The 23,048-nt window shown below is 60.2% G+C and carries 26 protein-coding genes and 1 tRNA gene; 4 read left to right on the top strand and 23 right to left on the bottom strand.

Features of this window, described 5'->3' with window-relative positions; translation table 11 throughout:
* A partial coding sequence (locus HMPREF3138_RS25515; protein WP_139145149.1) for an integrase core domain-containing protein occupies positions 1-174 on the top strand: 174 nt, incomplete at its 5' end.
* 26 nt (positions 175-200) lie between these two features.
* Here HMPREF3138_RS25515 and HMPREF3138_RS12060 read toward each other — a convergent pair.
* From HMPREF3138_RS12060 to xerD, 7 genes are all read right to left on the bottom strand, one after another.
* On the bottom strand, positions 201-1,391 hold the full coding sequence (locus HMPREF3138_RS12060) for a tyrosine-type recombinase/integrase (protein WP_048998164.1): 1,191 nt from the start codon (positions 1,389-1,391) through the stop codon (positions 201-203).
* 164 nt (positions 1,392-1,555) lie between these two features.
* A tRNA-Gly gene (locus tag HMPREF3138_RS12055) sits at positions 1,556-1,629 on the bottom strand.
* A 147-nt stretch (positions 1,630-1,776) separates the two neighbouring features.
* Positions 1,777-3,294, bottom strand: a complete 1,518-nt coding sequence (lysS, locus tag HMPREF3138_RS12050; protein WP_033649459.1) for a lysine--tRNA ligase — start codon at positions 3,292-3,294, stop codon at positions 1,777-1,779.
* 9 nt (positions 3,295-3,303) lie between these two features.
* Positions 3,304-4,402, bottom strand: a protein-coding gene (gene prfB / locus HMPREF3138_RS12045; RefSeq protein ID WP_139145148.1) for a peptide chain release factor 2 whose coding sequence is annotated in 2 segments (ribosomal slippage) — positions 3,304-4,326 and positions 4,328-4,402 — 1,098 coding nt in all. Because the reading frame shifts where the segments join, the coding sequence is not laid out codon by codon here.
* Between the two features lie 166 nt (positions 4,403-4,568).
* Positions 4,569-6,302 carry a single-stranded-DNA-specific exonuclease RecJ gene (gene recJ, locus HMPREF3138_RS12040; RefSeq protein WP_038871239.1) on the bottom strand — a complete coding sequence of 578 codons (1,734 nt, stop codon included), beginning with the start codon at positions 6,300-6,302 and terminating at the stop codon, positions 4,569-4,571.
* Between the two features lie 6 nt (positions 6,303-6,308).
* Positions 6,309-7,025, bottom strand: a complete 717-nt coding sequence (gene dsbC / locus HMPREF3138_RS12035) for a bifunctional protein-disulfide isomerase/oxidoreductase DsbC (RefSeq protein WP_038871236.1) — start codon at positions 7,023-7,025, stop codon at positions 6,309-6,311.
* 26 nt (positions 7,026-7,051) lie between these two features.
* The gene (gene xerD / locus HMPREF3138_RS12030; RefSeq protein WP_038871248.1) at positions 7,052-7,951 is read right to left on the bottom strand and encodes a site-specific tyrosine recombinase XerD; all 900 of its coding nucleotides are present in this window, start codon (positions 7,949-7,951) and stop codon (positions 7,052-7,054) included.
* 106 nt (positions 7,952-8,057) lie between these two features.
* On the opposite strand from xerD, the gene fldB reads away from it, so the two are divergent.
* Entirely contained in the window at positions 8,058-8,576 is a 519-nt protein-coding gene (gene fldB / locus HMPREF3138_RS12025) for a flavodoxin FldB (protein WP_038871234.1), read from the top strand.
* A 59-nt stretch (positions 8,577-8,635) separates the two neighbouring features.
* On the opposite strand, the gene HMPREF3138_RS12020 is transcribed toward fldB, so the two are convergent.
* Complete coding sequence (locus HMPREF3138_RS12020; RefSeq protein WP_038871231.1) at positions 8,636-9,058, bottom strand: protein YgfX; 423 nt, start codon at positions 9,056-9,058, stop codon at positions 8,636-8,638.
* Complete coding sequence (gene sdhE, locus HMPREF3138_RS12015; RefSeq protein WP_019455657.1) at positions 9,039-9,305, bottom strand: FAD assembly factor SdhE; 267 nt, start codon at positions 9,303-9,305, stop codon at positions 9,039-9,041. The genes HMPREF3138_RS12020 and sdhE overlap by 20 nt, the downstream gene beginning before the upstream one ends.
* A 320-nt stretch (positions 9,306-9,625) precedes the next feature.
* Here sdhE and ygfZ point away from each other — a divergent pair, with 320 nt between their 5' ends.
* Positions 9,626-10,618, top strand: a complete 993-nt coding sequence (ygfZ, locus tag HMPREF3138_RS12010; RefSeq protein WP_070559072.1) for a tRNA-modifying protein YgfZ — start codon at positions 9,626-9,628, stop codon at positions 10,616-10,618.
* A 38-nt stretch (positions 10,619-10,656) separates the two neighbouring features.
* On the opposite strand, the gene HMPREF3138_RS12005 is transcribed toward ygfZ, so the two are convergent.
* The gene (locus tag HMPREF3138_RS12005) at positions 10,657-11,154 is read right to left on the bottom strand and encodes a DUF2165 family protein (protein WP_038871226.1); all 498 of its coding nucleotides are present in this window, start codon (positions 11,152-11,154) and stop codon (positions 10,657-10,659) included.
* Positions 11,155-11,304: 150 nt separating this feature from the next.
* Complete coding sequence (locus tag HMPREF3138_RS12000; RefSeq protein WP_038871224.1) at positions 11,305-11,979, bottom strand: PAQR family membrane homeostasis protein TrhA; 675 nt, start codon at positions 11,977-11,979, stop codon at positions 11,305-11,307.
* Between the two features lie 183 nt (positions 11,980-12,162).
* Between HMPREF3138_RS12000 and HMPREF3138_RS11995 the strand changes: the two genes are divergently transcribed.
* Entirely contained in the window at positions 12,163-12,771 is a 609-nt protein-coding gene (locus tag HMPREF3138_RS11995; RefSeq protein WP_025304127.1) for an HD domain-containing protein, read from the top strand.
* A 32-nt stretch (positions 12,772-12,803) separates the two neighbouring features.
* Here HMPREF3138_RS11995 and rbsK read toward each other — a convergent pair whose 3' ends face one another.
* From rbsK to HMPREF3138_RS11935, 12 genes are all read right to left on the bottom strand, one after another.
* Positions 12,804-13,730: a ribokinase gene (gene rbsK, locus HMPREF3138_RS11990; protein ID WP_038871218.1), complete on the bottom strand. Its 927-nt coding sequence runs from the start codon at positions 13,728-13,730 to the stop codon at positions 12,804-12,806.
* Complete coding sequence (gene alsK, locus HMPREF3138_RS11985) at positions 13,727-14,635, bottom strand: allose kinase (protein WP_038871215.1); 909 nt, start codon at positions 14,633-14,635, stop codon at positions 13,727-13,729. The genes rbsK and alsK overlap by 4 nt, the downstream gene beginning before the upstream one ends.
* A gap of 10 nt (positions 14,636-14,645) precedes the next feature.
* Positions 14,646-15,317 carry a D-allulose 6-phosphate 3-epimerase gene (gene alsE, locus HMPREF3138_RS11980; RefSeq protein WP_033635837.1) on the bottom strand — a complete coding sequence of 224 codons (672 nt, stop codon included), beginning with the start codon at positions 15,315-15,317 and terminating at the stop codon, positions 14,646-14,648.
* A gap of 30 nt (positions 15,318-15,347) precedes the next feature.
* A complete protein-coding gene (locus HMPREF3138_RS11975) occupies positions 15,348-16,382 on the bottom strand; it encodes an ABC transporter permease (protein WP_038871213.1) in 1,035 nt (344 codons plus the stop codon).
* A gap of 10 nt (positions 16,383-16,392) precedes the next feature.
* Positions 16,393-17,379 carry an ABC transporter permease gene (locus HMPREF3138_RS11970; RefSeq protein ID WP_038871209.1) on the bottom strand — a complete coding sequence of 329 codons (987 nt, stop codon included), beginning with the start codon at positions 17,377-17,379 and terminating at the stop codon, positions 16,393-16,395.
* Complete coding sequence (locus HMPREF3138_RS11965) at positions 17,372-18,889, bottom strand: sugar ABC transporter ATP-binding protein (RefSeq protein ID WP_038871207.1); 1,518 nt, start codon at positions 18,887-18,889, stop codon at positions 17,372-17,374. Before HMPREF3138_RS11965 ends, HMPREF3138_RS11970 begins: the two co-directional genes overlap by 8 nt.
* A 2-nt stretch (positions 18,890-18,891) precedes the next feature.
* The gene (locus tag HMPREF3138_RS11960; protein WP_038871205.1) at positions 18,892-19,875 is read right to left on the bottom strand and encodes a substrate-binding domain-containing protein; all 984 of its coding nucleotides are present in this window, start codon (positions 19,873-19,875) and stop codon (positions 18,892-18,894) included.
* A 48-nt stretch (positions 19,876-19,923) separates the two neighbouring features.
* On the bottom strand, positions 19,924-20,742 hold the full coding sequence (locus HMPREF3138_RS11955; protein ID WP_038871203.1) for a DeoR/GlpR family DNA-binding transcription regulator: 819 nt from the start codon (positions 20,740-20,742) through the stop codon (positions 19,924-19,926).
* Positions 20,743-21,120: 378 nt separating this feature from the next.
* A complete protein-coding gene (locus HMPREF3138_RS11950; RefSeq protein ID WP_038871200.1) occupies positions 21,121-21,438 on the bottom strand; it encodes a BrnA antitoxin family protein in 318 nt (105 codons plus the stop codon).
* Positions 21,401-21,724: a BrnT family toxin gene (locus HMPREF3138_RS11945; RefSeq protein WP_038871197.1), complete on the bottom strand. Its 324-nt coding sequence runs from the start codon at positions 21,722-21,724 to the stop codon at positions 21,401-21,403. Before HMPREF3138_RS11945 ends, HMPREF3138_RS11950 begins: the two co-directional genes overlap by 38 nt.
* A 76-nt stretch (positions 21,725-21,800) precedes the next feature.
* On the bottom strand, positions 21,801-22,547 hold the full coding sequence (locus tag HMPREF3138_RS11940) for an SDR family oxidoreductase (protein ID WP_038871194.1): 747 nt from the start codon (positions 22,545-22,547) through the stop codon (positions 21,801-21,803).
* A 95-nt stretch (positions 22,548-22,642) separates the two neighbouring features.
* The gene (locus HMPREF3138_RS11935) at positions 22,643-22,876 is read right to left on the bottom strand and encodes a hypothetical protein (protein WP_038871191.1); all 234 of its coding nucleotides are present in this window, start codon (positions 22,874-22,876) and stop codon (positions 22,643-22,645) included.
* Between the last annotated feature and the right edge of the window lie 172 nt (positions 22,877-23,048).

The raw sequence follows: 23,048 nt of genomic DNA, 5'->3' as shown, positions 1-23,048 counted from the left end.
AATGAGCACTGGTTCAGCGATATCGTTCATGCCAGGAAAATTATTAATGACTGGCGGCAGGATTATAACGAATGCCGCCCGCACTCCACGCTGAATTATCAGACACCGTCTGAATTTGCAGCGGGCTGGAGAAAGGGTCATTCTGAGAATGAAGATTCCGACGTTACTAACTGAGTGTTGTATCTAATCGTGGGGGCAGGTCAGCCTGACCGTACTGCTGAATTCAAATCAATGATTAGATTGCCATACCACTGCATCATCTCCCTCCTTCCCTCTAGATACTGAGCATGGTTATACGTTCCACGAATTGAGTTCTTATCGACGTGAGCCAGTTGTAGCTCGATCCAAGCTGAGTTAAATCCCTGCTCATGCAAAATAGTACTCATCGTGTGGCGGAATCCATGCCCCGTAACACGCCCGGCATAGCCGATACGCCTGACCAGCACAGTCAATGCCATATCACTCATCGGTTTCTTTGGATTATTACGTCCTGGGAACAGCAACGTTCCCGCTCCCGTCATGGGTTTAAGCTGATTAAGCAAGTCAATTACCTGGCTTGATAACGGAACCAGATGAGGGCGGCGCATTTTCATGCGCTCTGCTGGCACGTTCCAAACCTTCCGCTCAAAATCAAACTCCTGCCACTCCGCTTGCCTCAATTCCCCAGGCCTTACTCCAGTCAAAATAAGTAATTGCATCGCTATTTTAACAAGTACACTACCTGCGTAGGTGTTCAGAGTTTGAAGAAACTCTGGCAATTCATCCTGGGTCAAAAAAGCATAGTGCTCTTTCTCATGGGGAGCTACTGCGCTGGCTAGATCAGGAGCTGGATTGTACTCAGCCCTGCCAGTCACAACGGCATACTTCCAGACCTCTCCACAACGCTGGCGAACCTTACGGACCTTCTCAGTTGCTCCTCGAACTTCTATCTTTGAAAGAACAGCAAGCAACTCCATCGGTTTGATATCTTTGATTGGCCGGTGACCGATATAAGGGAACACATCCTTTTCAAAGGTTCTCAACATTTCTTCGCGGTAGGAGACAGACCAGCGGTCATAGCGACGCTGATACCACTCCCGCGTGATAGCCTCAAAAGAGTTTTCTGCATCTTGTTGACGACTAAGTTTCTCAATTTTCCGTTCAAGAGAAGGATCGTTGCCAGCCGCTAATGTCCTTTTTGCATCCTCACGCTTATTTCTGGCTTCAGCTAAAGAAACATCGGGGTAAACGCCAATAGCGAGCAGCTTCTCTTTACCTAGCGAACGGTATTTGAGACGCCAGTATCTTTTACCGTTGGGATTAACCAGCAGGTAAAGACCACCACCATCAGCGAGTTTGTAGGGCTTATCTTTAGGTTTTGCAGTTTCAACCTGACGAGCTGTCAGCTTCATTGGGGGTACCTCTCAGCAGGGGGTACAATTATACCCCCATCCATACCCCCACATTGAGCTTGACCCTGGGGGAGTACAATTGAGTTCAATAGACTAATAGAATGCTATAACTGCTGATTTATCAAGGGAAAATTGAGTTTGGTAGACTTCAGAAGACTTGAGTTTGGAGCGGGCGAAGGGAATCGAACCCTCGTATGCAGCTTGGGAAGCTGCCGTTCTACCATTGAACTACACCCGCATCGGTGTGCGACAGGCATTATAACCGGTTATCGGCGGCGGGCAAGCGGAGATGGCGCGTAACTGTCGATGTTTTAAGCGGTTAAGTCCGGTGGGCGAAAAAAAACCGGCGCAGTTGCCTGCACCGGTGGTTTCACGCTAAACGGAATTATTTCTGTGGGCGCATCGCCGGGAACAGAATCACGTCGCGGATGGTATGGCTGTTGGTGAACAGCATCACCATGCGGTCGATACCGATGCCCAGACCGGCGGTCGGCGGCAGGCCGTGCTCCAGCGCGGTGACGTAGTCTTCGTCGTAGAACATCGCTTCGTCGTCGCCGGCGTCTTTGGCGTTCACCTGATCGGCAAAGCGCTGTGCCTGGTCTTCGGCGTCGTTCAGCTCGGAGAAGCCGTTGCCGATTTCACGGCCGCCGATGAAGAACTCGAAGCGGTCGGTGATTTCCGGGTTAACGTCGTTGCGGCGCGCCAGCGGCGACACTTCAGCCGGGTACTCGGTGATGAAGGTCGGCTGAATCAGATGGCTTTCCGCCACTTCTTCGAAGATCTCGGTCACGACGCGGCCCAGGCCCCAGCTCTTCTCAACCTTGATGCCGATGGATTCGGCGATGGCCACCGCTTTGCCCATGTCGGCCAGGTCAGCCAGATCGGTTTCCGGGCGGTATTTCTTGATCGCCTCGGTCATGGTCAGCTTCTCGAACGGCTTGCCGAAGTCGAACACTTCGTCACCGTACTGCACCTGAGAGGTGCCCAGCACTTTCTCGGTCAGGGTGCGGAACAGCGTCTCGGTCAGCTCGATCAGGTCTTTGTAATCCGCGTAAGCCATGTAGAGTTCCATCATGGTGAACTCTGGGTTGTGACGCGGAGAAACGCCTTCGTTACGGAAGTTGCGGTTGATTTCGAACACGCGCTCAAAGCCGCCGACCACCAGACGCTTCAGATACAGTTCCGGCGCGATGCGCAGGTACATGTCGATGTCCAGCGCATTGTGGTGCGTGATGAACGGACGCGCGGACGCGCCGCCCGGGATCACCTGCATCATCGGGGTTTCGACTTCCATGAAGCCGCGTTCCACCATGAAGTTGCGGATAGCCGACATCACCTGAGAACGCACCTTGAAGGTGTTGCGCGATTCTTCGTTGGCGATCAGGTCCAGGTAACGCTGGCGGTAACGGGTTTCCTGATCCGCCAGGCCGTGGAATTTGTCCGGCAGCGGGCGCAGCGCTTTGGTCAGCAGACGCAGCTCGGTGCAGTGGATCGACAGTTCGCCGGTCTTGGTTTTGAACAGCTTGCCGCGTGCGCCGAGGATATCGCCCAGGTCCCACTTCTTGAACTGGTCGTTGTATACGCCTTCAGCCAGATCGTCGCGCGCGACGTACAGCTGAATGCGGCCGCCCACGTCCTGCAGCGTGACGAAGGATGCCTTGCCCATAATACGGCGGGTCATCATGCGGCCGGCGACGGTCACTTCTACGCCCAGCGCTTCCAGCTCTTCGTTGTCTTTATCGCCGTACGCGGCGTGCAGTTTGTCGGAGGTGGAGTCACGACGGAAGTCGTTCGGGAACGCAATGCCGTTCTCGCGCAGGCCGGCCAGTTTCTCGCGGCGGGACTGCAGTTCGTTATTGAGATCCAGCGCCTGATCGGCGCCCTGTACTTGTTGTTCAGACATTTCTATTCCTCATAACCCGGCTTTCAAACTTGCCTCAATCAATTTATCCAGGTCGCCATCCAGTACGGCCTGCGTGTTACGCGTTTCGACGTTGGTGCGCAAATCCTTGATGCGGGAGTCATCCAGCACGTAAGAACGGATTTGGCTGCCCCAGCCGATGTCTGACTTGTTGTCTTCCATCGTCTGCTTATCAGCATTTTTCTTTTGCATCTCAAACTCGTACAGCTTGGCTCGCAGCTGTTTAAACGCTTGATCCTTGTTCTTATGCTGAGAACGATCGTTCTGGCACTGCACCACGATGTTGGTTGGCAGGTGAGTAATACGTACGGCGGATTCGGTTTTGTTGACGTGCTGACCGCCCGCACCGGAGGCGCGGTACACGTCGATACGCAGATCCGCCGGGTTGATTTCGATATCGATATCGTCGTCAACTTCCGGGTAGATGAACACCGAGCTGAACGAGGTGTGGCGACGGCCGCCGGAGTCGAACGGGCTCTTGCGCACCAGGCGGTGAACGCCGGTTTCAGTGCGCAACCAGCCGAACGCGTAGTCGCCGATGATCTTGATGGTGGCAGACTTCAGGCCCGCGACGTCGCCGTCGGACTCTTCGATCACTTCGGTCTTGAAGCCCTTGGCTTCAGCCCAGCGAAGGTACATGCGCAGCAGCATGCTGGCCCAGTCCTGCGCTTCGGTGCCGCCGGAGCCGGCCTGGATATCCAGGTAGCAGTCGGCGCTGTCGTACTCGCCGGAGAACATGCGGCGGAATTCCAACTGATCCAGCTTGCTCATCAGTTGATCCAGCTCGGCGACCGCTTCGTTGAAGGTCTCTTCATCGTCGGCTTCCACCGCCAGTTCCAGCAGCCCGCCGACGTCTTCGCCGCCCTGCTCCAGCTGATCGATGGTTTCAACGATGGCTTCCAGCGCGGCGCGCTCTTTGCCGAGCGCCTGTGCGCGCTCCGGCTCGTTCCAAACGTCCGGCTGCTCCAGCTCGGCGTTGACCTCTTCTAGGCGTTCCTTCTTGGCATCATAGTCAAAGATACCCCCTAAGAACCGCAGTCCGCTCGGACAGGTCCTGAATTCGGTTTTTTACCGGGTTAATTTCAAACATGGTTTCGTTCTTTTACGTTGATGTCGTCGATGGCGGAATGCCATTGGAACCGCTAATTCTAACGGATCCGGGCGGCAGTTTATAGCGAGTTGGTCAGTTTTTGTGGCGATCGGGAAGGATGCAGGGGATTGGAGAGCCCAATCCCCGAATTGTGTTCAATTTCGCCTCAGCGCGGCCAAAGATGCTGGATCAGCAGCTGCACGTTGCGGTTGCCGCGAAACTCGTTGACGTCGAGCTTGTAGGCCAGTTCGACCTCGCGCACGCTGCTGTCCGGCCACAGCGTGGTGTCCACATTGAACGCGATGCCGTCGAGCAGCGGGCCGCCGCCGAGCGGTTCCACCATCAGCTTCAGGTGCTTCTCGCCCACCAGCCGCTGCTGCAGGATGCGGAATTTGCCGTCAAAGGTCGGTTCCGGGAACGCCTGGCCCCACGGGCCGCCCTCGCGCAGCAGCTCCGCCGTCGTCAGCGACAGCTCCTGCATCGCCAGTTCGCCGTCGGACCAGATCACCCCTTCCAGCATCGCCGGATCGAGCCATTCCCCCACCAACTCGCCGAAGCGCTGGCGGAACTCGTCGAACCTGGCCTCTTCCAGCGACAGCCCGGCCGCCATCGCGTGGCCGCCGAACTTCATCATCAGGCCGGGGTTCAGCATATCCAGCCGCTCCAGGGCGTCGCGCATGTGCAGGCCGGGCACCGAACGGCCGGAGCCTTTCAGGATGCCGTCACCCGCCGGCGCGAACGCGATCACCGGACGGTGGAAACGCTCTTTGATACGTGAAGCGAGGATACCCACCACGCCCTGGTGCCATTCCGGGTGATACATCGCCAGCCCGTAAGGCAGCTCGGTGCTGGTGCGCTCCAACTGGTCGCACAGCTGCAGGGCTTCCACCTGCATGCCCTGCTCTATCTCGCGTCGCGTCTGGTTCAACGCGTCGAGATCGTTGGCCAGCATACGCGCCTGCGCGATGTCGTCGCTCAGCAGCAGCGCCACGCCGATCGACATGTCGTCAAGCCTGCCGGCGGCATTGAGACGCGGGCCGAGGGCGAAACCGAGATCGTTGGCCGCCAGCTGGCGGGCGTCGCGGTTGGCTACCTCAAGCAGCGCGCGGATGCCCGGACGGCATTTGCCGGCGCGGATGCGGTTTAACCCTTGATACACCAGAATGCGGTTGTTGGCGTCCAGCGGCACCACGTCGGCCACGGTGCCGAGCGCCACCAGATCCAGCAGTTCCGCCAGATTGGGCATCGCCAGCGCGCGCTGTTCGAACCAGCCGCTGTCCCGCAGCCGGGCGCGCAGCGCCAACATCAGGTAGAACGCGACGCCCACTCCGGCCAGCGATTTGGACGGGAAGGCGCAGCCGCGCAGGTTGGGATTGACGATCGCTTCGGCCGCCGGCAGGGTCTCGCCCGGCAGGTGGTGATCGGTCACCAGCACCTGCATGCCCTTGGCGTGCGCCACGTCGACGCCGGCGTGCGAGGAGATGCCGTTATCGACGGTGACGATCAGCTCCGCGCCGCGCGCCGCCGCCTGCTCCACCACTTCGGGGCTCAGGCCGTAGCCGTCTTCAAAGCGGTTCGGCACCAGATAGTCGACGGTTGCGCCGCCCATGCTGCGCAGCGCCAGCACCGTCAGCGCAGTGCTGGTGGCGCCGTCGGCGTCGAAATCGCCCACCACTATGATGCGGCGACCGTCGGCCAGCGCCTGTTGCAGCAGGCTGACGGCGTCGTCGATGCCGTCCAGCTGTTGCCAGGGCAGCATGCCCTTGACGCCGCGCTCCAGCTCCTGCTCACCCTGCACGCCGCGCAGGGCGTAAAGCCGGCGCAGCAGCGGCGGCAAACTGGCGGGCAGATGCGTGTCGTCCGCCGCCGGACGGCGGCGTAGTTGCGTTTTAATACTCACCGGCGATTAACCACCGGCTTTGGTGGCGGCCTGGTGCGCATCCAGCATGGCGGCCATCTCTTTTGGCCCCTGATAGCCCGGGATCATCATGCCGTTTTCCAGAATGATCGCCGGCGTGCCCTGAATGCCGAACTGCACGCCCAGCTCGTAATGCTTGCTGATGTCAGTTTTGCAAGTGGCCGGAGAGATGGCGTCGCCCTTCATGGCGGCGTCGAACGCCTTGGCCTTGTCGGCGGTACACCAGATAGACTTCATGTCTTTCTCAGCCTGGGAAGCCAGCCCCTGACGCGGGAACGCCAGGTAACGCACGGTGATGCCCAGATCGTTGTACTCTTTCATCTGCTGGTGCAGCTTATGGCAGTAACCGCAGGTGATATCGGTGAACACGGTGATCACGTGTTTCTCTTTCGGCGCTTTGTAGACGATCATCTGATCTTTCAGCGCGTCCATCTTGCTGCTCAGCAGTTGGTTGGTCACGTTGACCGGCTCTTTGCCGCTGACGTCGAACAGCGGGCCCTGCAGGATGTGCTTGCCGTCTTCGGAGGCGTACAGCACGCCGCTGTCGGTCAGCACGGTTTTCAGGCCGTTAACCGGCGAAGGCTGCACGTCCGCCTGCTGGATGCCCAGGCTGGCGAGCGCTTTTTTGATCGCCGCGTCATCGGCATGGGCGGCACCGGTCACCGAAGCCACCAGCAGAGAGAGCAGCATTAAACCTTTTTTCATTGTTCCAATCCTTTCGAACCCGCCGCTCAGGCGCGCGGGTGATGCTGTTGATGTAGCTGTTTCAGTCGTTCGGTCGCTACATGAGTATAAATTTGCGTGGTCGAGAGATCGCTGTGCCCTAACAACATCTGTACGACACGGAGATCGGCCCCATGGTTCAGCAAATGGGTGGCGAACGCGTGCCGCAACACGTGCGGCGACAGACGTTCGCTGTCGATGCCCGCAAGGATGGCATAGTGTTTGATGCGATGCCAGAACGTCTGTCGGGTCATTTGCTGGCAACGGGTGCTGGGGAACAACACATCCAGCGTCTGGCCGTTGACCAGCCACGGGCGGCCGTGTTCCAGATAATTTTCGATCCAGTAGACCGCCTCTTCGCCCAGCGGCACCAGCCGCTCCTTGTTGCCCTTGCCGATCACCCGCACCACGCCCTGGCGCAGGCTGACGTCGCTGATGCTCAGCCCCACCAGTTCGGAAACCCGCAGCCCGGTGGCGTACAACACTTCGAGCATCGCCTTGTCGCGCAGCTCCAGCGGTTGATCGACGCAGGGCGCCTGCAACAGCGCATCGACCTGCGCCTCGCTCAGATCCTTCGGCAAACGCTGCGGCAGTTTGGGAGAGGCCAGCTGCGCGGTGGGATCGTCGGCGCGCAGTTTTTCGCGATACAGGTACTGAAACAGGCGGCGCATGGCGCTCAGCAAACGCGCCGAGCTGGTGGCCTTGTAGCCGCCCTCCACCCGCTCGGCGAGAAAGGCCTGCAGATCCAACGCCTGCGCCTGCAGCAAGGCGGTGTTTTGATGGCCAAGCCAGGTGCCCAGGGCCTGCAAATCCAGCCGGTAGGAGGCCAGCGTATTTTCCGCCAGATTGCGCTCAAGCCACAGCGCATCCAGGAATTGTTCAATCAGCGCATTGTCTTGCTGTTGCACGCGGTCCTCTCTTTGTTGCATTTCCACCCGCGCCATTATGCCTTAAGCCGACGCAAATCAGGTATACTCGCTGCAATTCTCTAAACAGCAACGTAACGGTTTACACATGAAGATTGGTCTGTTTTACGGCTCCAGCACCTGCTACACCGAGATGGCGGCAGAAAAAATCCGTGAGATTCTGGGTGAAGACCTGGTCGACCTGCACAACCTGAAAGACGTCTCTCCCAAGCTGATGGAGGACTATTCCATTCTGATCCTCGGTATCCCGACCTGGGATTTCGGCGAACTGCAGGAAGACTGGGAAGCGATCTGGCCGCAGCTGCCGGCGCTGGATCTGAAAGGCAAGATCGTCGCCATGTACGGCATGGGCGATCAACTCGGTTACGGTGAGTGGTTCCTCGACGCGCTGGGCATGCTGCACGATCAGATCGCGCCGCTGGGCGTGCAGTTCGTCGGCTTCTGGCCGACCGACGGCTTCGAGTTCACCAGCCCCAAACCGCTGAGCGCCGACGGCAAACATTTCGTTGGCCTGGCGCTCGATGAGGTCAACCAATACGATCTGAGCGAAGAGCGCCTGCAGCAATGGTGCGAGCAGATCCTGTTGGAGATGGAGCCGCTGCTGTAACGCCGCCGGCGTTCAGCCCTCTGCCGGCGGTGAAGCGTTTCCCCGCCGGCCCAGCCGTCTCACTCTGGTTCGCCGTCACCCGTCGGAGGATACAGCAACAGCTGCCGCAGGTGGCGCCACTCCTCTTTGCTCATGCAGTCGGAAGCCAGCCACAGCCGGCGGCGCTTTTTGCCCTCCGTCGGCTGCAGCGTCAGCAGCATGCCGTAACCCGGCATCCACGGTTTTTTCGCCAGCCGCCACTCGCGGCCGTGCCAGCTGAAGCGCCGGTCCGCCAACAGCCGCAGCTCGCCCTGCACCGCGGCGATGCGCTTCTGGCTGCGAATGCACTGAAACACCACCAGCGTCAGCAGCACCAGCCAGAGCGGACCCAAGCCTTCCGGCCAGGGCGAAATCAGGATCAGCAGGATCAGAACGCCGTGGGTCAACAGGGAAAACAGCTGAGTGCGCCAGGAAATGCGGATATCACATCGCCACTGGGCCACGGTCTTTATTTCGCGTTTGGATCAGGGTCACCATTCTCTGCAGCTCGCTGTCCTGCGGCGCGCCATGATTCATCAGCCAGTTGAACAAATCGGGATCGTCGCACTCCAGCAGGCGGATGAACAACGCCTTGTCCGCGTCATTCAGGCTGTCGTATTCGTATTCGAAGAACGGCATGATGGAGATGTCCAGCTCGCGCATGCCACGGCGGCAAGCCCAGTGAATACGTGCTTTGTTGTTAATATCCATGTTGTTATGACTCACCTCTTTTCAGCGCGGCAGCGCCAGCGCAGGGTTCAAATGACACACTGTATGGCAACGCCGTCGCAATATAATTCCATCAGCCGGGGATCTGTCTGCAAGGGTGCCCAGGCCGCAAGCCTATAGAGTAACAATTTGACATACACGCCGGGAAGGCGCTTTGCTGCGGAAAACGTAATAAAGCGCAAAATGCCAAAAAAAGCGCACCCCGGCGCCACGGCGCGAATAACAGTTTGCAAAGCCCGCCGCCTCTTTTACCATGGGTTCAATACCCTTCAGGTAAGCTAAACGTTGAGCAGGAACTTACTATGGCGCATAACATTCCATTCCCACCCCGTCAGCCCTCCGCTTCCACCCATCTGCCCCTGACGCTGATCTCGCTGGAAGATTGGGCGCTGGTGACGTTAAACGGGCCGGACACGGTGAAGTATCTCCAGGGCCAGGTGACGGCGGACATCGACGCGCTGGCGGCCGATCGGCACGTGCTGTGCGCCCACTGCGACGCCAAGGGCAAAATGTGGAGCAACCTGCGTCTGTTCCACCGTGGTGAAGGCTTCGCCTATCTGGAACGCCGCAGCGTGCTGGACAGCCAACTGGCTGAAATCAAAAAATCCGCGGTGTTCTCCAAAGTCACCATCGCCGCCGATAACGATGCGGTGTTGCTGGGCGTCGCCGGTTTCCAGGCGCGCGCCGCGTTGGCGGGCCGGTTCGCTACGCTGCCGGATGCCGAACACCCGGTGGTGCAGGACGGCGAGACCACGATTCTGCACTTCAGTGCGCCGGCGGAACGTTTTCTGCTGGTGACCCGCCCTGCCGTGGCCGAACAGCTGATCGGCAAGCTGCATGACCAGGCGGAGCTGAATGACAGCGGCCAATGGCTGGCGCTGGAGATCGAAGCCGGTTATCCGGTTATCGACGCCGCCAACAGCGCGCAGCTGATCCCGCAAGCTACCAATCTGCAGGCGCTGGAAGGCATCAGCTTCAGCAAGGGCTGCTATACCGGTCAGGAGATGGTGGCGCGCGCCAAATTCCGCGGCGCCAACAAGCGTGCGCTCTACTGGCTGGAAGGTAAGGCGGCCCGCGCCCCGCAGGCGGCGGAAGATCTGGAGCTGCAGCTGGGTGAAAACTGGCGCCGCACCGGCACCGTACTGGCGTCGAGCCAACTGGCCGACGGCACGCTGTGGGTACAGGTGGTGATGAACAACGATTTGGACGCCGACAGCAAGCTGCGGGTGCGCGACGATGCCGCCAGCCAGCTGGCGATCAAACCCTTGCCGTACTCGCTGGCCGAAGAGAAATAATCCATCGGCCGCAGGCGCCCTGCCTGCGGCCGTCTTCGTTACTCGTCCAACTCCCCGTCGCGCTGCACCAGATAGATCAGCACCAGGATGATGGTGATGAAAAAGCGAAACGCATCGGGCACGCCGTTCCATTGTTTCGACATCCACATGCCGAACCACTCTCCCCCAATCGACATAAAGCCGACCTGCCAGGTGAGGAAACCCAGCGTCAGCCCCACTACCGCCAGTTTTTTCCGGCCGTTGAAGGCTTTAGCGGGCAGTTTCAGGCCGCTCAACAGACGCAGACCGCCGATCCAGCACAGCAGCGCGGTCAGGCTCTCCAGCGCAATGATGAAAATATAGCCGGCGTGATGCAGCCACGGCGTTTGTATAGAACGGTAGCCGATGGTGGCGTCGGGGAAAATGGTGTCCATCATAAAGACGTGGCGCACGAAGGCGAAGTTGGAGCCGTAATCGGTGATATTGCCGAAGGCCACCAGCGAAGCGAACAAAGCGATAGCGCAGACCAGCAGCGCTTTGGATAAGCGAACGATCATCGTGATGAGTCCTGAACAAAGTTAAGAGAAAGAGTATGCGGGCTCAGAAATGAAAGAACGGGCTTGCTGGATACCCGAAAGAAGCAAGCGCCTCTTTTTTAAAACAAAAGAGGCGCCTGTTCAATACGCATTCAGACGTAGCGGCAACGCTTAGACGTACAGGTAGATCGCCATGAAATGGCAGGCGCTGCCGCCGAGCACAAAGGCGTGCCAGATGGCGTGGCCAAAGCGGATGCGCTTGGAGGCGTAGAAAATCACCCCCAGGGTATAGACCACCCCGCCTATCGCCAGCAGCGTGACGCCGCCGGCCTCCAGCCGCGTAACCAGCTGATAAATCACGATCAGCGACAGCCAGCCCATCGTCAGGTAGGTCACCAGCGACAGGGCTTCAAAACGGTGGGCGAAGGCCAGCTTGAACAGCACGCCCAGCAGCGCCAACCCCCAGATTACCGCCATCAGGCCCTTCGCCAGCGGCGAATCCAGCCCCACCAGCAAAAACGGGGTATAAGTCCCGGCAATCAGGAGATAAATGGCGCAGTGGTCAAATTTTTTCAGCCAATGCTTGGCCTTCTGATGCGGAATCGCATGGTACAACGTGGAAGCGAGAAACAGCAGGATCATGCTGCCGCCGTACAGGCTGTAACTGGTGATGGCCGTCGCATCCGCGCCGGTATTCACCGCCTGCACCAGCAGCAACACCAGGCCGACGATACCGAATACCAGCCCGATGCCGTGGCTGATGCTGTTGGCGATCTCTTCCGCCCACGGATAAGCCGCGGCGACAATCTTATTGTTCCCGGCTTTCACTACGTCCGTTTTCCCCATAACGCGTAACCCCTCAAAATGCCCTGCTTTGTGCGAAATTAACGCAAAGCAGCTTAACTGAGAATAATTCCAGTGTACACGTGTACGCTAAAATAAAAATGTGAACGCGTGTAACCATCGAAATCGCCCGTCCGGTGGTCTACAATCGTCAGGCTTCAACCCACCCACCTTGAGGTTTACACCATGTCATCCGCTGTACCCGCGTTAGATTTCGGCTCAATGACCCAGGTCATCCAGTTCCTGATGGAAATCGATAAGTTGAAAGGCGTGCAACGCCGCACCAAAGTGCTGGGTACCCAGCGCCAGGAAAACTCCGCCGAACACAGTTGGCATTTCGCCATCGCCGCCATGAGCCTGGCGCCCTACGCCGGTGATGACGTAGACATTCAGCGCGTGATCCAGATGGCGCTGCTGCATGACATCGTGGAAATCGACGCCGGCGACGTGCTGGTCTACGATCTGGCGGCCCGCGCGGCAATCCACGATCAGGAAGTGGCGGCGGCGCGCCGTCTGTTCGGCATGTTGCCGGAGGCTCAGCGCGAGTATTTCACCGCTTTATGGCAGGAATATGAAGATGGCGAAAGCGCCGATGCGCGCTTCGCTTTGCTGCTGGATCGCACCATGCCGATGCTGATGAACCTGCACAATGAAGGCCAGAGCTGGGTAGAGAACGGCATCAGCCTGGAGCAGGTGCTGGCGCGCAATGCATCGATCGCCGACGTGCACCCCGAGCTGTGGCACCACATGGAGCAACACCTGCGGGATGCGCAGCGCAAAGGCTGGTTGAAGTAAGTGAACCGGGCTGTCGCAGCAGCCCTTCAACGTCAAGCGAACGCCCGCTGGCGTTCCAACGCCTCCTCATAGCTCGGCATCGATCCCGCCGCCCCGGCGCGCTCCACGCAGACCGCCGCATAGGCGGCGGCGAAGCGCACCGCATCGGCTAACGGCACCTGATTCGCCAGCTGCGCCGCCAGGGCGCCGTTAAACGCATCGCCCGCGCCGGTGGTGTCTTTCGGCTGCGCTGGAAACGCCGGGATCAGCTCGCTGTTTTCCCCGTCCGAGAACAACGCCCCCTGCGTGCCCAAGGTCACGATCAGTAAGCGAATGCCTTTGGCATGCAGCACCTGCGCCGCCTGGCGCGCCGAAGCCACATCCCGCACCGGCACGCCGGTCAGCAACGTACACTCGGTGGCGTTGGGCGTCAGCATATCGACCTGCGCCAGCAGGCTGTCCGGCACCGGCTGAAACGGCGCCGGGTTGAGAATGATGAACGTCTGCGCCTCGCGGGCGATGGCGATCACCTGCTCAATCGCCGGCAGATTGTTCTCCAGCTGGGTCAACAAAATGTCCGCCGCGGCGATCGCCGGCCGACACTGGCGCACCTCGTCTTCGCTGACCGTCAGGTTGGCGCCGGGATCGACGGCGATCATATTCTCCGCCTCCTCACCGGCAACGTAGATAAGCGCATTGCCGGTCGGGCAATCGCCGGTCGAGAACAGCGTCACCGCATCGAAACCAGCGGCGGCGAGGTGGCGCCGGGCGAAGGTGCCGAAGTCATCGCGCCCCACCTTGCCGATATAATGCACCCTTGCCCCAGCGCGCAGCGCAGCGGTGGCCTGGTTGGCCCCCTTACCGCCCGCGCCCATCATGCTGTTGCGGGCGATCAGCGATTCGCCGGGCTGCGGAAAGCGCGCCATGCCGGCGACGATATCCAGGTTGAACGAACCGAACACGCAGACTTTGCCTTTCATTGCGGGTACTCCCTGCTCAATTGGAGGTGGCGCCGGGCGGCCAGGCAGGCGCCTTTGCTGCCGGTTTCATCGGTCAGGCGGCTGATGGAGATCGCCAGCCCCTGCGCCGGCTGCGGCCCGCGCAAATGGCGGCGGATCTCTTGTTCCAGAAGCGCCAACGGGAAACCGCTCATGGCGATCACGCCGCCACCCAGGATCAGCCGCTGGGGATCGAGCACGTTCATTTCGATGGCGATGGTCTGCGCCAATCGTTCGACGAAGCGCCGCAGATCCGGATGTTCGCCGTGGCGTTCGAACAGCCGTTCGAACGGCGTTTGCGCCGCGTTGGCGCGCGCCCAGCCGGTCAGCCAGTGACCGGAGGTCAGGCTCTCGACGCAGCCCCGTTTACCGCACGGGCACTCACCCTGATGGCCCGGCCAGGGAATGTGCCCCAGCTCGCCGGCGGCGCCGTGCGCCCCGTGATAAAAGTCGCCGTTCAGCCACAGGCTGTTGCCCATGCCGGTGCCCAGATACAGCCCCACCGCCACCTGCGGCAGCGCCGGCAGCTGCTGCAAGTCCCACCACAGCAGGTGATTGACGTCTTTATCCATCCGCACCGGCAGCGCCAGCGCATCGGCCAACAGCGCCGCCACCGGCTGGGCGTCCAGCGCCGGAATGAACGGCAGCGACAGCACCCGCGAGCGATCGCGGCTGAGGATCCCCGGCAGCCCGAGCATCACCTGCGCCACCTGACGATCTTTGCAATGCCCGGCGATCAGGCGGCCCAACGCCACCAGCGGATCGGCCTGCCGTGCCCAATCGGCGGTCACTATCTTGCGGTACCCGCTGAACTCGCCGTCATCATCCATCAACAGCAGGCGGGTATTGGTGCCGCCGACGTCTACGCCTAGAAAATGCCGCATCATGTCCCCCGCCTCAGGCCGCCTGCCGCATCTGATCCAGCATTTTTTCCCATGCCGTCTCCAGATCCGGATCGAGGTTGAACAGCCCGGAGCTGCCGACGATCAAGACTTCCGCGCCGGCGCCCATCAGATCGCGGTAGGTGCGCTGATTGCAGGATCCGTCGATCTCGATCAGATAGCTCAGGTTTTGTTGGCGTTTCAGATCGCGCAACTGGCGGATCTTTTCCAGCATTTCGGGAATGAACGGCTGCCCGGCATAGCCCGGATCGACGGTCATCACGGTGATCTTATCCAGCAGATGAAGGTAGTGGCGGATAAACTCCACCGGCGTAGCCGGGTTCAGCACCACCCCCACTTTTTTACCCAGCGCGCGGATCTGGTTGATCACCCGGAACGCATCGCGGTTGATGGTTTCGGCGTGCGGGCAGATAAAGTCCGCGCCGGCACGGGCGATCGGGTCGATAAAATCGGTCGGGTTCTCCACCATCAGATGCACGTCCAGCAGCAACGAGGTGTGCGGGCGGATCTGTTCGATAAAGAACGGCGACAGCGTGATGTTTTTAACGTAGTGCCCGTCCATGATGTCGATATGCAGCATATCGGCGCGGCGGTTCAGCACCGCCAATTGCTGCCGGATATCCATCAGGTTCATGCACATCAGTGAAGGTGAAATCTGGTATTTCATTAGCGTTATCCTGCGCAAAAGGGAAAAGGATCAGTGGCCCGCTGCGGCTCTGGCCTGGGCCGCGCTGCGGCGCATCGCCCGCCGCTGCCGATAGCGATGGCGGAAAAACTTCAGCGCCAGCACGGCGATCAGCACCGCGCCCCACATCGCCAGGCTGAAATGCGGGCTGACGTTCATCAGGTTCAAACCGGTGGCGATCACCTGCAGCACCACCAGCGCCAGGACCACGCCGCTGACCCGGCCAAAACCGCCGAACGGATCGGTGCCGCCCAAAATGATCGCCAGTACCGTCAGCAGCAGATAAGAGTCGCCGTAGCCCATGCGCGCCGAGTTGAAGCGCGCCATCATCACCAGCCCGGCGATCACGCACAGCAGGCTGGAGAGGGTGTAAATGGCGATCAGCACCCGATGGGTATTCACGCCGCTGAAGTGGGTGGCGTTGATGTTGCTGCCACTCATGTAGATGCATTTGCCGAGCCGGGTTTTCTGCAAGAACAGCGCCAGCAGCACGGCAACCGCCAGGAAGATCCACAGCGGTACCGGCACGCCCAGCACGCGCTCGGCGCCGATAAACCGCACGATCTCCGGCATGCCGCTCAGGGCCGCACCGCGCGTCAGATAGATACCGATGCCGTTAACCGTGGTCATGGTGGCCAGCGTCACCAGAATCGGATGCGCGCCGACGTAGGCCACCAACGCGCCGGTCGCCGCGCCAATCATCACGGCCAGCAGCATCGCCGCCGCCAGCGCCAACACCAGCCACAGCGCCTGCAGCCCCAGCCCGGCGTCCGGCGGCAGATAGCTGATGAACAGCCAGGCCATCAGCAGGCTGGTCAGGTTGGCGCTGGCGATAATGCACAGGTTCAGGCCGCCGCTGAGGATCGGGATGAACATCGCCAGGGTCAGCAGGCCCAGCTCCGGCAGCTGGAACGCCACGCTGGTGAAGGTGGCGCCGCTGAAGAAGCGCCCCGGCATCAGCAGGCTGAAGGCCAGCACCACCGCCACCAGCAGCGCCAACAGGCCGACGGCGGTGCCGTCCGGACGAAATTTCAGGTAGTTACCCATCAGGCGCTCCTCAGGCGAAACCGACGTCGGTTTCTTTGCGTTTCTTGTAGTGGGTGACGGTAATCGCCGCGACGATCACCAGGCCGATCACCACGTTCATGAAGTAGCTGGACACGCCGATCAGGTTGAGACCGTTTTTCAACACGCCGATCAGGAATACGCCCATCAACGTGCCGACCACGCTGCCCTTGCCGCCGTTCAGGCTGGCGCCGCCCAGCACCGCCGCCGCCAGTACGTCGAGCTCACCGCCCACCAGCGCGTTGGGCACCACCTCCCCCATGCGGTACACCTGCACCAGGCCGCCGATCGCCGCCATCACGCCCAGGTAGCCATAGGCGAACAGGTGCAGCAGGCCGACGCGGATGCCGATGCGCCGCGCCGACTCCGCATCGCCGCCGACGGCAAACAGCTGGCGCCCAAGGTGCGTCTTGTTCAGCAGCAGCCAGGTCAGCAGCGCCACCGCCAGCATCACCAGCGTCGGCAAACCGAGCTGATAGCTCTGTTCACCCAGCTGGAACGGCAGCACGCTGCGCGGCAGCGTCCACCAGTCCGGCAGCGCGTACAGGCTGCGGCCGTTGGTCAGCCACATCAGCATGCCGAACAACAACGCCTGCATACTGATGGTGACGATGATCGAAACGATGCGCAGGCAGTAGATCAACAGCGCGTTGACCATGCCCAGCGCGGCGCCGATCGCCAAAGCCAGCAGAATGCTGCCCGCCGGGCTGGCCAGCCCGTAGTGGGTCGCCAGCGTGGCGATCAGGTACTGCACCACCGAGGCCACCGCCGCGAAGGAGATATCGATACCGCCGGTCACCAGCACCACGAACAGGCCGAGGGCGAAAATGCCGCTCACTGCATAGCTTTCGCTGAGATCGAGCAGGTTTTGCACCGTCAAAAACCGATCGCTGAGCAGCGAAAAAACGATGACCGTCAGCAGCAGTACCCAGGCCAGGTAGCCTTCGTTACCGCGCGGTTTCAGGCTGAATCTACGCATTGACCGCCTCCGCCAGCTGTTGCTGGCTCACCTGCCCCGGCAGGTATTCGCCGATCACGCTGCCGCCGCTGAAGTGCAGCACCCGATCGCAGTTGTAATACACCTCCGGCACCTCGTCGGAGATCAGTAAAATGGCGATCCCCTCCTGCGCCAGCAGATGGATCAGTTGATAGATGCTGGCCTTGGCGCCAACGTCGACGCCGACGGTCGGCGAGTCGAGGATCAGGATCCGCGGCTGGGTCAGCACCCACTTGGCCAACACGATCTTTTGCTGATTGCCGCCGGACAGCGTCGAAACCGCCTGCTCCGGATCCGCCACCCGCACGCCAAGTTTGGCGATCCACTCCGCGACGATGCGATTCTTACGGTAGTCGTCAATCAGGCGAAAACGCCCGCGCAGCTTATCGAGAATGGTCAGCACCGCGTTGTCCGCCACCGACTGTTGCTGCACCAGGCCGAGCGTCAGGCGATCCTCCGAGACGTAGCCGATGCCGGCCTTGATCGCGTCCTCATGGCCGCGAAAGCGCACCGGTTTGCTGTCGAGGTAGAGCTTGCCGCTGTCCGGCCGGGTCATGCCGAACAGGCTCAGTGCCAGCTCGGTGCGCCCGGAGCCGAGCAGGCCGCATAGACCGAGCACCTCGCCCTGATGCAGCCGGAAGCTCACGTCCTGATACTGCCCGGTGCGGCTGAGGCGATCCGCCTCCAACATCACCCGATCTTTATTCATGCTCGGTGACTTCAGGCGATAGTCCAGCTTCAGACCGGTCATCAGCTCGGTCAGACGATCGCCGGTGATCTCCGCCGCCGGCCAGGTTCCGATCTTGTTGCCGTCGCGGATCACCGTGACGCGATCCGAAATTTCCAGCACCTCGTCCAGCCGGTGGCTGACAAACACCACGCAGATGCCTTTCGCTTTCAGGTAATCCACCGTACGCAGCAGCTGATTGACCTCGGTGCGGGTCAGCGAGGCGGTCGGTTCATCCATGATCACCAGCCGCGCCTCCGCCACCAGCGCGCGGCAGATCGCCACCTGCTGGCGCTGGGCAATCGGCAGCTCCGCCACCCGTTTGTCGAGATCCAGATGGAAACTCAGCTCCTGCAGCAGCCGCTCGGCGGTGCGCCGCAGGCGTGCCGGGCGGTACCATCCCAGCAGCCCATGCAGGTTGTGCTCGAAGGCGATGTTTTCCGCCACCGTCAGGTTGGGAAACAGCGACAGATCCTGGTAGATCACCTGAATACCGAAGGCACGCGCCTGATCCGGCGACAGCCGACCGAAGGTTTGCCCGTCGATGGTGATGCGGCTGCCGTCGTCCGGTTGATACACGCCGGCGATCGCCTTGATCAACGTACTCTTGCCGCAGCCGTTGGTACCCGCCAGGCAGTGCACTTCCCCCGGCATCAGCGCCAGCGAGATAGCGTTCAGCGCTCGCTGGCCGCCAAAGGTCATCGACAGCTGCTGCAGCGCGATCAGCGGCCCCCCCTGCGTTGCCGTATTGCCGGAAATCGCCATGATTACAGCCCCATCTTCACCAACTTCGGCAGGTTTTGCTTATCCAGGCTTTCGGTGGCGTTGCCGAGAATGGTGTGCTGCTGCGCATCCACCTGCACCTTGCCCATGCCTTCGATGGTCATGCCGTCGGTGATCTGTTCTCCCTTATGCATCATGTCGGCGATGCGCACGAACACTTCGCCCGCCACCAGCGGATTCCAGATATGGCCGCCCTTGATGGCGCCACGGTTGACCAGCGAAGCGCCCTGGCCCGGGCTGAACGGCCCGATGACGCAAATATCGTTGCTTTTTCCGCGGTTGAGCACCGCGCGCCCGGCGCCGATCGGCCCCTGTGAACCAAAGGCCAGCACGCCTTTCAGATCGGGATATTTGGCCATCAGATCGTTGGTGGTGCGCACGCTGTCATCCAGCGATTCGCCCACGCCGAACTTGTCGCCCACCAGCTGCATGTTCGGGTAGTGCTGCTTCTGGTAGTTGATCGCCGAGTCTGACCAGGTGATGTGCAGCGGCACCGTCAGGCTGCCGACGTACACCGCGTACTTGCCCTGCTCTTTCATGCAGGCAGCCAGCGCTTTCATGTGGTTGACGCCGTGCTGCGAGGCGTCCACCAGCTCAAAGTCCCAGTCGGCGTACTTTTGGCCGGGGGATTCGTGCACGATCACCTTGATGCCCGCTTCCTGCGCACGCTTGAGCACCGGCTCCAGCACCCGAGCGTCATTCGGCACCACGCCGATGATGTCCACCTTCTGCGCGATCAGATCTTCGATGGCGCGCACCTGCAGCGCCGGATCCGCCGCCGTCGGCCCGACCATCCAGGCATCGATACCGCGTTTGGCGCCCTCGCTTTTGATGCCGGCCTCCATGGCGTTGAACCAGGGAATGCCGCCGATCTTCACCACCACGCCCATTTTCAGCTTGTCCGCCGCCTGCGCGGAGACCGAAAGCAGCAGCGAGGCAAACAGACCGACCAGTACGGATTTTTTCATTGTTCTCTCTCCACAAGTGTTGGCTGTAATAAAGGGTTTTCGTTGTTGTTATCGCGCCGTCCTTTTCGCGGCGGGTGAAACTTCAATCACGTCGACGTTGTTCCAGGCCAGTTCCTGACGAAATTCGTCGTCGCTGAGCCGATCGGTGATTAAGGTATCTATCTCCCGGTAGTGGCAGATGCGCGCGAACGAGCGGCGGCCGAACTTGTTGCTGTCCACCAGCAGGAACTTGCGCTCCGACGCCAGCAGCATCTGCTGCTTCAACCGCGCATGGTGCTCGTTGCTCTCGCGGATGCCGCCGTCCTGACAGATGCCGTGGCAGGAGAAGAACAGCTTGTTGATCACAAACTCCTTCAGCATCTGCTCCGCCAGCACGCCGATGAAATCCTCGTACTTGGCGGAATACTCGCCCCCCAGTCCGATGGTGCGCACGTTGGCCTTGCAGGCCAGTGTCTGGATGATGTGCAGCGAGTTGGTCAATACCACCAGCGAGATATCCGGCAGTTGGCGCGCCAAAAACCAGCTGGTGGAGCTGCTGTCCAGCAGCAGACAATCCCCCGGCGCGATAAATTCCAGCGCGCGTTTGGCGATGCGCGTTTTCTGCTCCGGCGCCTCGTTGCTGCGCTGGCGGAAAGATTCCCCCTGGTCTATCTCGGCGGGCACATAGGTTTTCTCCACCGCCGGCGGCTCGACGAACACCGCGCCGCCGTGGCTGCGCAGCAGCAGGCCGCGCCGTTCCAGCAAGGCCAAATCACGCCGTGCCGTCTCGATAGAGATATGGCACAGCTGCGCCACCTCCTGCACCATCACGCGGCCGCGCTGGCTCAAGACTTCGGTGATAAAGCGATGACGTTCTACAGGCAGCATGTTTCTTTTCTCCTCCAGGACGATGATTACGATATCGATTTGCCGCGCCGCGTTTTGCGCGCAGACGCAAAGCGCATCGCCCCGCGATCGGTCAACGATGGCGGTGTGATAGTTGTCAAAAAAATCGGGCAGGAAATGAAATGAATAATTACGAAATTGTGGAGTAACAGGCAGTTATGATGCGTGTGCGTCTTAGACAGACAGGAGAGAAACGGTAAACGGTCACAATTCCACGTTCCGCAACATGACCGTTAATGACCGTTTTTGTGGTTTTGACCGAACGCTGCCGAGCGGCAGCTAATGCTGGTAGGCTTTACCTGAAAAACTGCAAAAAAATCCGGTGAGAACCTCACCGGACAGTTACCCGTCTGACACGACTTATTCCTCGTGCTCATGCTCTTTCAACATTGCCTCACGCAACACGGCGTTCAGGCGTTTCTGATAGCCTTTGCCTGGCCGCTGAAGCCAGGCCAACACATCCGCATCGATTCGGATGGTTTTCGATACTTTCATCGGTTTATAAAAACGCCCCTGCACCGCAGTCTGCCACTTTTCCTCACCCAGGGCCGGGGCATCGGCATAATCGATATCCTCATCCGGCAGCGCGCTCAACGAAGCAATTTGCGCTTTCTGCTCCTCCGTCAACGGAGAGAGTACGCTATGCGCCAGATTTTTGGCTGAATTTTTGCGCTTCATATCTTCCCCTCTCTTTGGCATCGGCCTTGCGTGCTGAAATGATACGCACGATCTCTACTGTATCGCCTTCGACATCCGTTTCGATCGTCGTATGCGCCACCAGCAGCAACAAACAGGAGCAGACCATACCGAGCGTTTGCCAGCGTTCTTCTCCGCCCTCGATCCTCTCCAGCACGGCCAAATGGTTGGGATCCAGAAAAACCCGTTGCGCAATCTCAAAACTGACGCGGTGTTTGCGCTGGTTGCTGTGATTTTTATCCTGATTCCATTCAAAATAAACATACATTTTTGTAACTACATTTTGATTGTTATTTAATCAAAATACACTCCGCACGACGGGATGTCAAAACCCCCTCATGCATTCAACGCCCGCCGGCGGCCTCGATAAAAGTGCCGGTCACGTAAGACGCGGCGTCAGACAGCAGCCAGGCGATCGCCTCCGCCACTTCCTGCGGCTGCCCGCCGCGCTGCATCGGCAAACTGCCCTTCACGCGATCCACCCGGCCGGGCTCGCCGCCGCTGGCGTGCATCTCGGTATAGATGAATCCGGGCCGCACGCCGTTTACGCGGATGCCCTGCGCCGCCACCTCGCGCGATAACCCGATGGTCAGGGTATCGACGGCGCCTTTCGAGGCGGCGTAATCGACGTATTCCCCGGCAGCCCCCAACCGGGACGCCGCGGAGGAAACGTTGACGATAGCGCCGCCCTGCCCGCCATGGCGCAGCGCCATGCGCTTCACCGCCTCGCGGCAACACAGGAAGTAACCGGTCACGTTGGTGCCGAGCACCTGATTGATGCGCTCGGCGGTCAATTGTTCAATGTTCGCCTGCTGGAACAGAATCCCGGCATTGTTGACCAGCGCGCTGAGCGTGCCCAGCCCGGCGTCCAGCGCAGCGAACATCGCCATCACCTGTGCTTCATCGGCCACGTCGGCCTGCAGCGCCAGCGCCTTACCGCCCTGCGCCTCAATCTCCGCCACCACCTGCCGCGCCGCGCTTTCGTCGCGCAGGTAATTCACCCCCACCGCATAGCCCTGCCGGGCCAGCAGCAAAGCGGTCGCACGACCAATTCCCCGGCTCGCGCCTGTGACCAATGCCACTTTCGTCATATTGTTTTTCTCTGGTTGGCGATATCAACACAGCGGCCTGCGCACAGGCGCCCCGTTTGCCCGTCAGAGTATAGAGCCGCGCGCTAAAAAACGCTTTAAAGCTGAGCCAGGCGGCGCAGCTGCTTTTTAATGCGCGCTTTGACGCAGCCGTAGGCGTCCGGCGTCGTCACCTGATGCCCCCGTTGTAAGCCGGCAGCATGCAGGCCGCTATGGCCATGGCTCTGGGCGTCGCCGCGAAAAGACAGCATCAACAGAACGAGCACGGCCGCCACGCCTGAATATATCAGCCGCCGCGAGGTGCCCGCGAGCGGGGAACCGTCAGTCTGCATGTTTCGCTCCTTCTGTCGTGATATCGAATGCCAGTAAAATAATGGAAATTCCCCCGCGTTCCCTTAACGCGAGATTAAAGCCAGATTAAGGTTTGCTTAAGAACGCGCAGGCAAAGCGATTTTCCCCGTTGTCTTCCCGGCAGGGTTATAGTTAGATAATCGCGACTTGAGG

This window comes from Serratia sp. HMSC15F11 (assembly GCF_001808215.1).
Taxonomy (GTDB): domain Bacteria; phylum Pseudomonadota; class Gammaproteobacteria; order Enterobacterales; family Enterobacteriaceae; genus Serratia; species Serratia nevei.
Note: the sequence above shows the minus strand (reverse complement) of the source record. Positions and strands in the feature narration are given on the sequence as shown.

Excerpts from the sequence above, each read along its gene's own strand:
- HMPREF3138_RS12060 (WP_048998164.1), bottom strand. The coding sequence starts at position 1,391 with ATGAAGCTGACAGCTCGTCAGGTTGAAACTGCAAAACCTAAAGATAAG.
- lysS (WP_033649459.1), bottom strand. The coding sequence starts at position 3,294 with ATGTCTGAACAACAAGTACAGGGCGCCGATCAGGCGCTGGATCTCAAT.
- dsbC (WP_038871236.1), bottom strand. The coding sequence starts at position 7,025 with ATGAAAAAAGGTTTAATGCTGCTCTCTCTGCTGGTGGCTTCGGTGACC.
- fldB (WP_038871234.1), top strand. The coding sequence starts at position 8,058 with ATGAAGATTGGTCTGTTTTACGGCTCCAGCACCTGCTACACCGAGATG.
- sdhE (WP_019455657.1), bottom strand. The coding sequence starts at position 9,305 with ATGGATATTAACAACAAAGCACGTATTCACTGGGCTTGCCGCCGTGGC.
- ygfZ (WP_070559072.1), top strand. The coding sequence starts at position 9,626 with ATGGCGCATAACATTCCATTCCCACCCCGTCAGCCCTCCGCTTCCACC.
- HMPREF3138_RS12005 (WP_038871226.1), bottom strand. The coding sequence starts at position 11,154 with ATGATCGTTCGCTTATCCAAAGCGCTGCTGGTCTGCGCTATCGCTTTG.
- HMPREF3138_RS12000 (WP_038871224.1), bottom strand. The coding sequence starts at position 11,979 with ATGGGGAAAACGGACGTAGTGAAAGCCGGGAACAATAAGATTGTCGCC.
- HMPREF3138_RS11995 (WP_025304127.1), top strand. The coding sequence starts at position 12,163 with ATGTCATCCGCTGTACCCGCGTTAGATTTCGGCTCAATGACCCAGGTC.
- rbsK (WP_038871218.1), bottom strand. The coding sequence starts at position 13,730 with ATGAAAGGCAAAGTCTGCGTGTTCGGTTCGTTCAACCTGGATATCGTC.
- alsK (WP_038871215.1), bottom strand. The coding sequence starts at position 14,635 with ATGATGCGGCATTTTCTAGGCGTAGACGTCGGCGGCACCAATACCCGC.
- alsE (WP_033635837.1), bottom strand. The coding sequence starts at position 15,317 with ATGAAATACCAGATTTCACCTTCACTGATGTGCATGAACCTGATGGAT.
- HMPREF3138_RS11975 (WP_038871213.1), bottom strand. The coding sequence starts at position 16,382 with ATGGGTAACTACCTGAAATTTCGTCCGGACGGCACCGCCGTCGGCCTG.
- HMPREF3138_RS11970 (WP_038871209.1), bottom strand. The coding sequence starts at position 17,379 with ATGCGTAGATTCAGCCTGAAACCGCGCGGTAACGAAGGCTACCTGGCC.
- HMPREF3138_RS11965 (WP_038871207.1), bottom strand. The coding sequence starts at position 18,889 with ATGGCGATTTCCGGCAATACGGCAACGCAGGGGGGGCCGCTGATCGCG.
- HMPREF3138_RS11960 (WP_038871205.1), bottom strand. The coding sequence starts at position 19,875 with ATGAAAAAATCCGTACTGGTCGGTCTGTTTGCCTCGCTGCTGCTTTCG.
- HMPREF3138_RS11955 (WP_038871203.1), bottom strand. The coding sequence starts at position 20,742 with ATGCTGCCTGTAGAACGTCATCGCTTTATCACCGAAGTCTTGAGCCAG.
- HMPREF3138_RS11950 (WP_038871200.1), bottom strand. The coding sequence starts at position 21,438 with ATGAAGCGCAAAAATTCAGCCAAAAATCTGGCGCATAGCGTACTCTCT.
- HMPREF3138_RS11945 (WP_038871197.1), bottom strand. The coding sequence starts at position 21,724 with ATGTATGTTTATTTTGAATGGAATCAGGATAAAAATCACAGCAACCAG.
- HMPREF3138_RS11940 (WP_038871194.1), bottom strand. The coding sequence starts at position 22,547 with ATGACGAAAGTGGCATTGGTCACAGGCGCGAGCCGGGGAATTGGTCGT.
- HMPREF3138_RS11935 (WP_038871191.1), bottom strand. The coding sequence starts at position 22,876 with ATGCAGACTGACGGTTCCCCGCTCGCGGGCACCTCGCGGCGGCTGATA.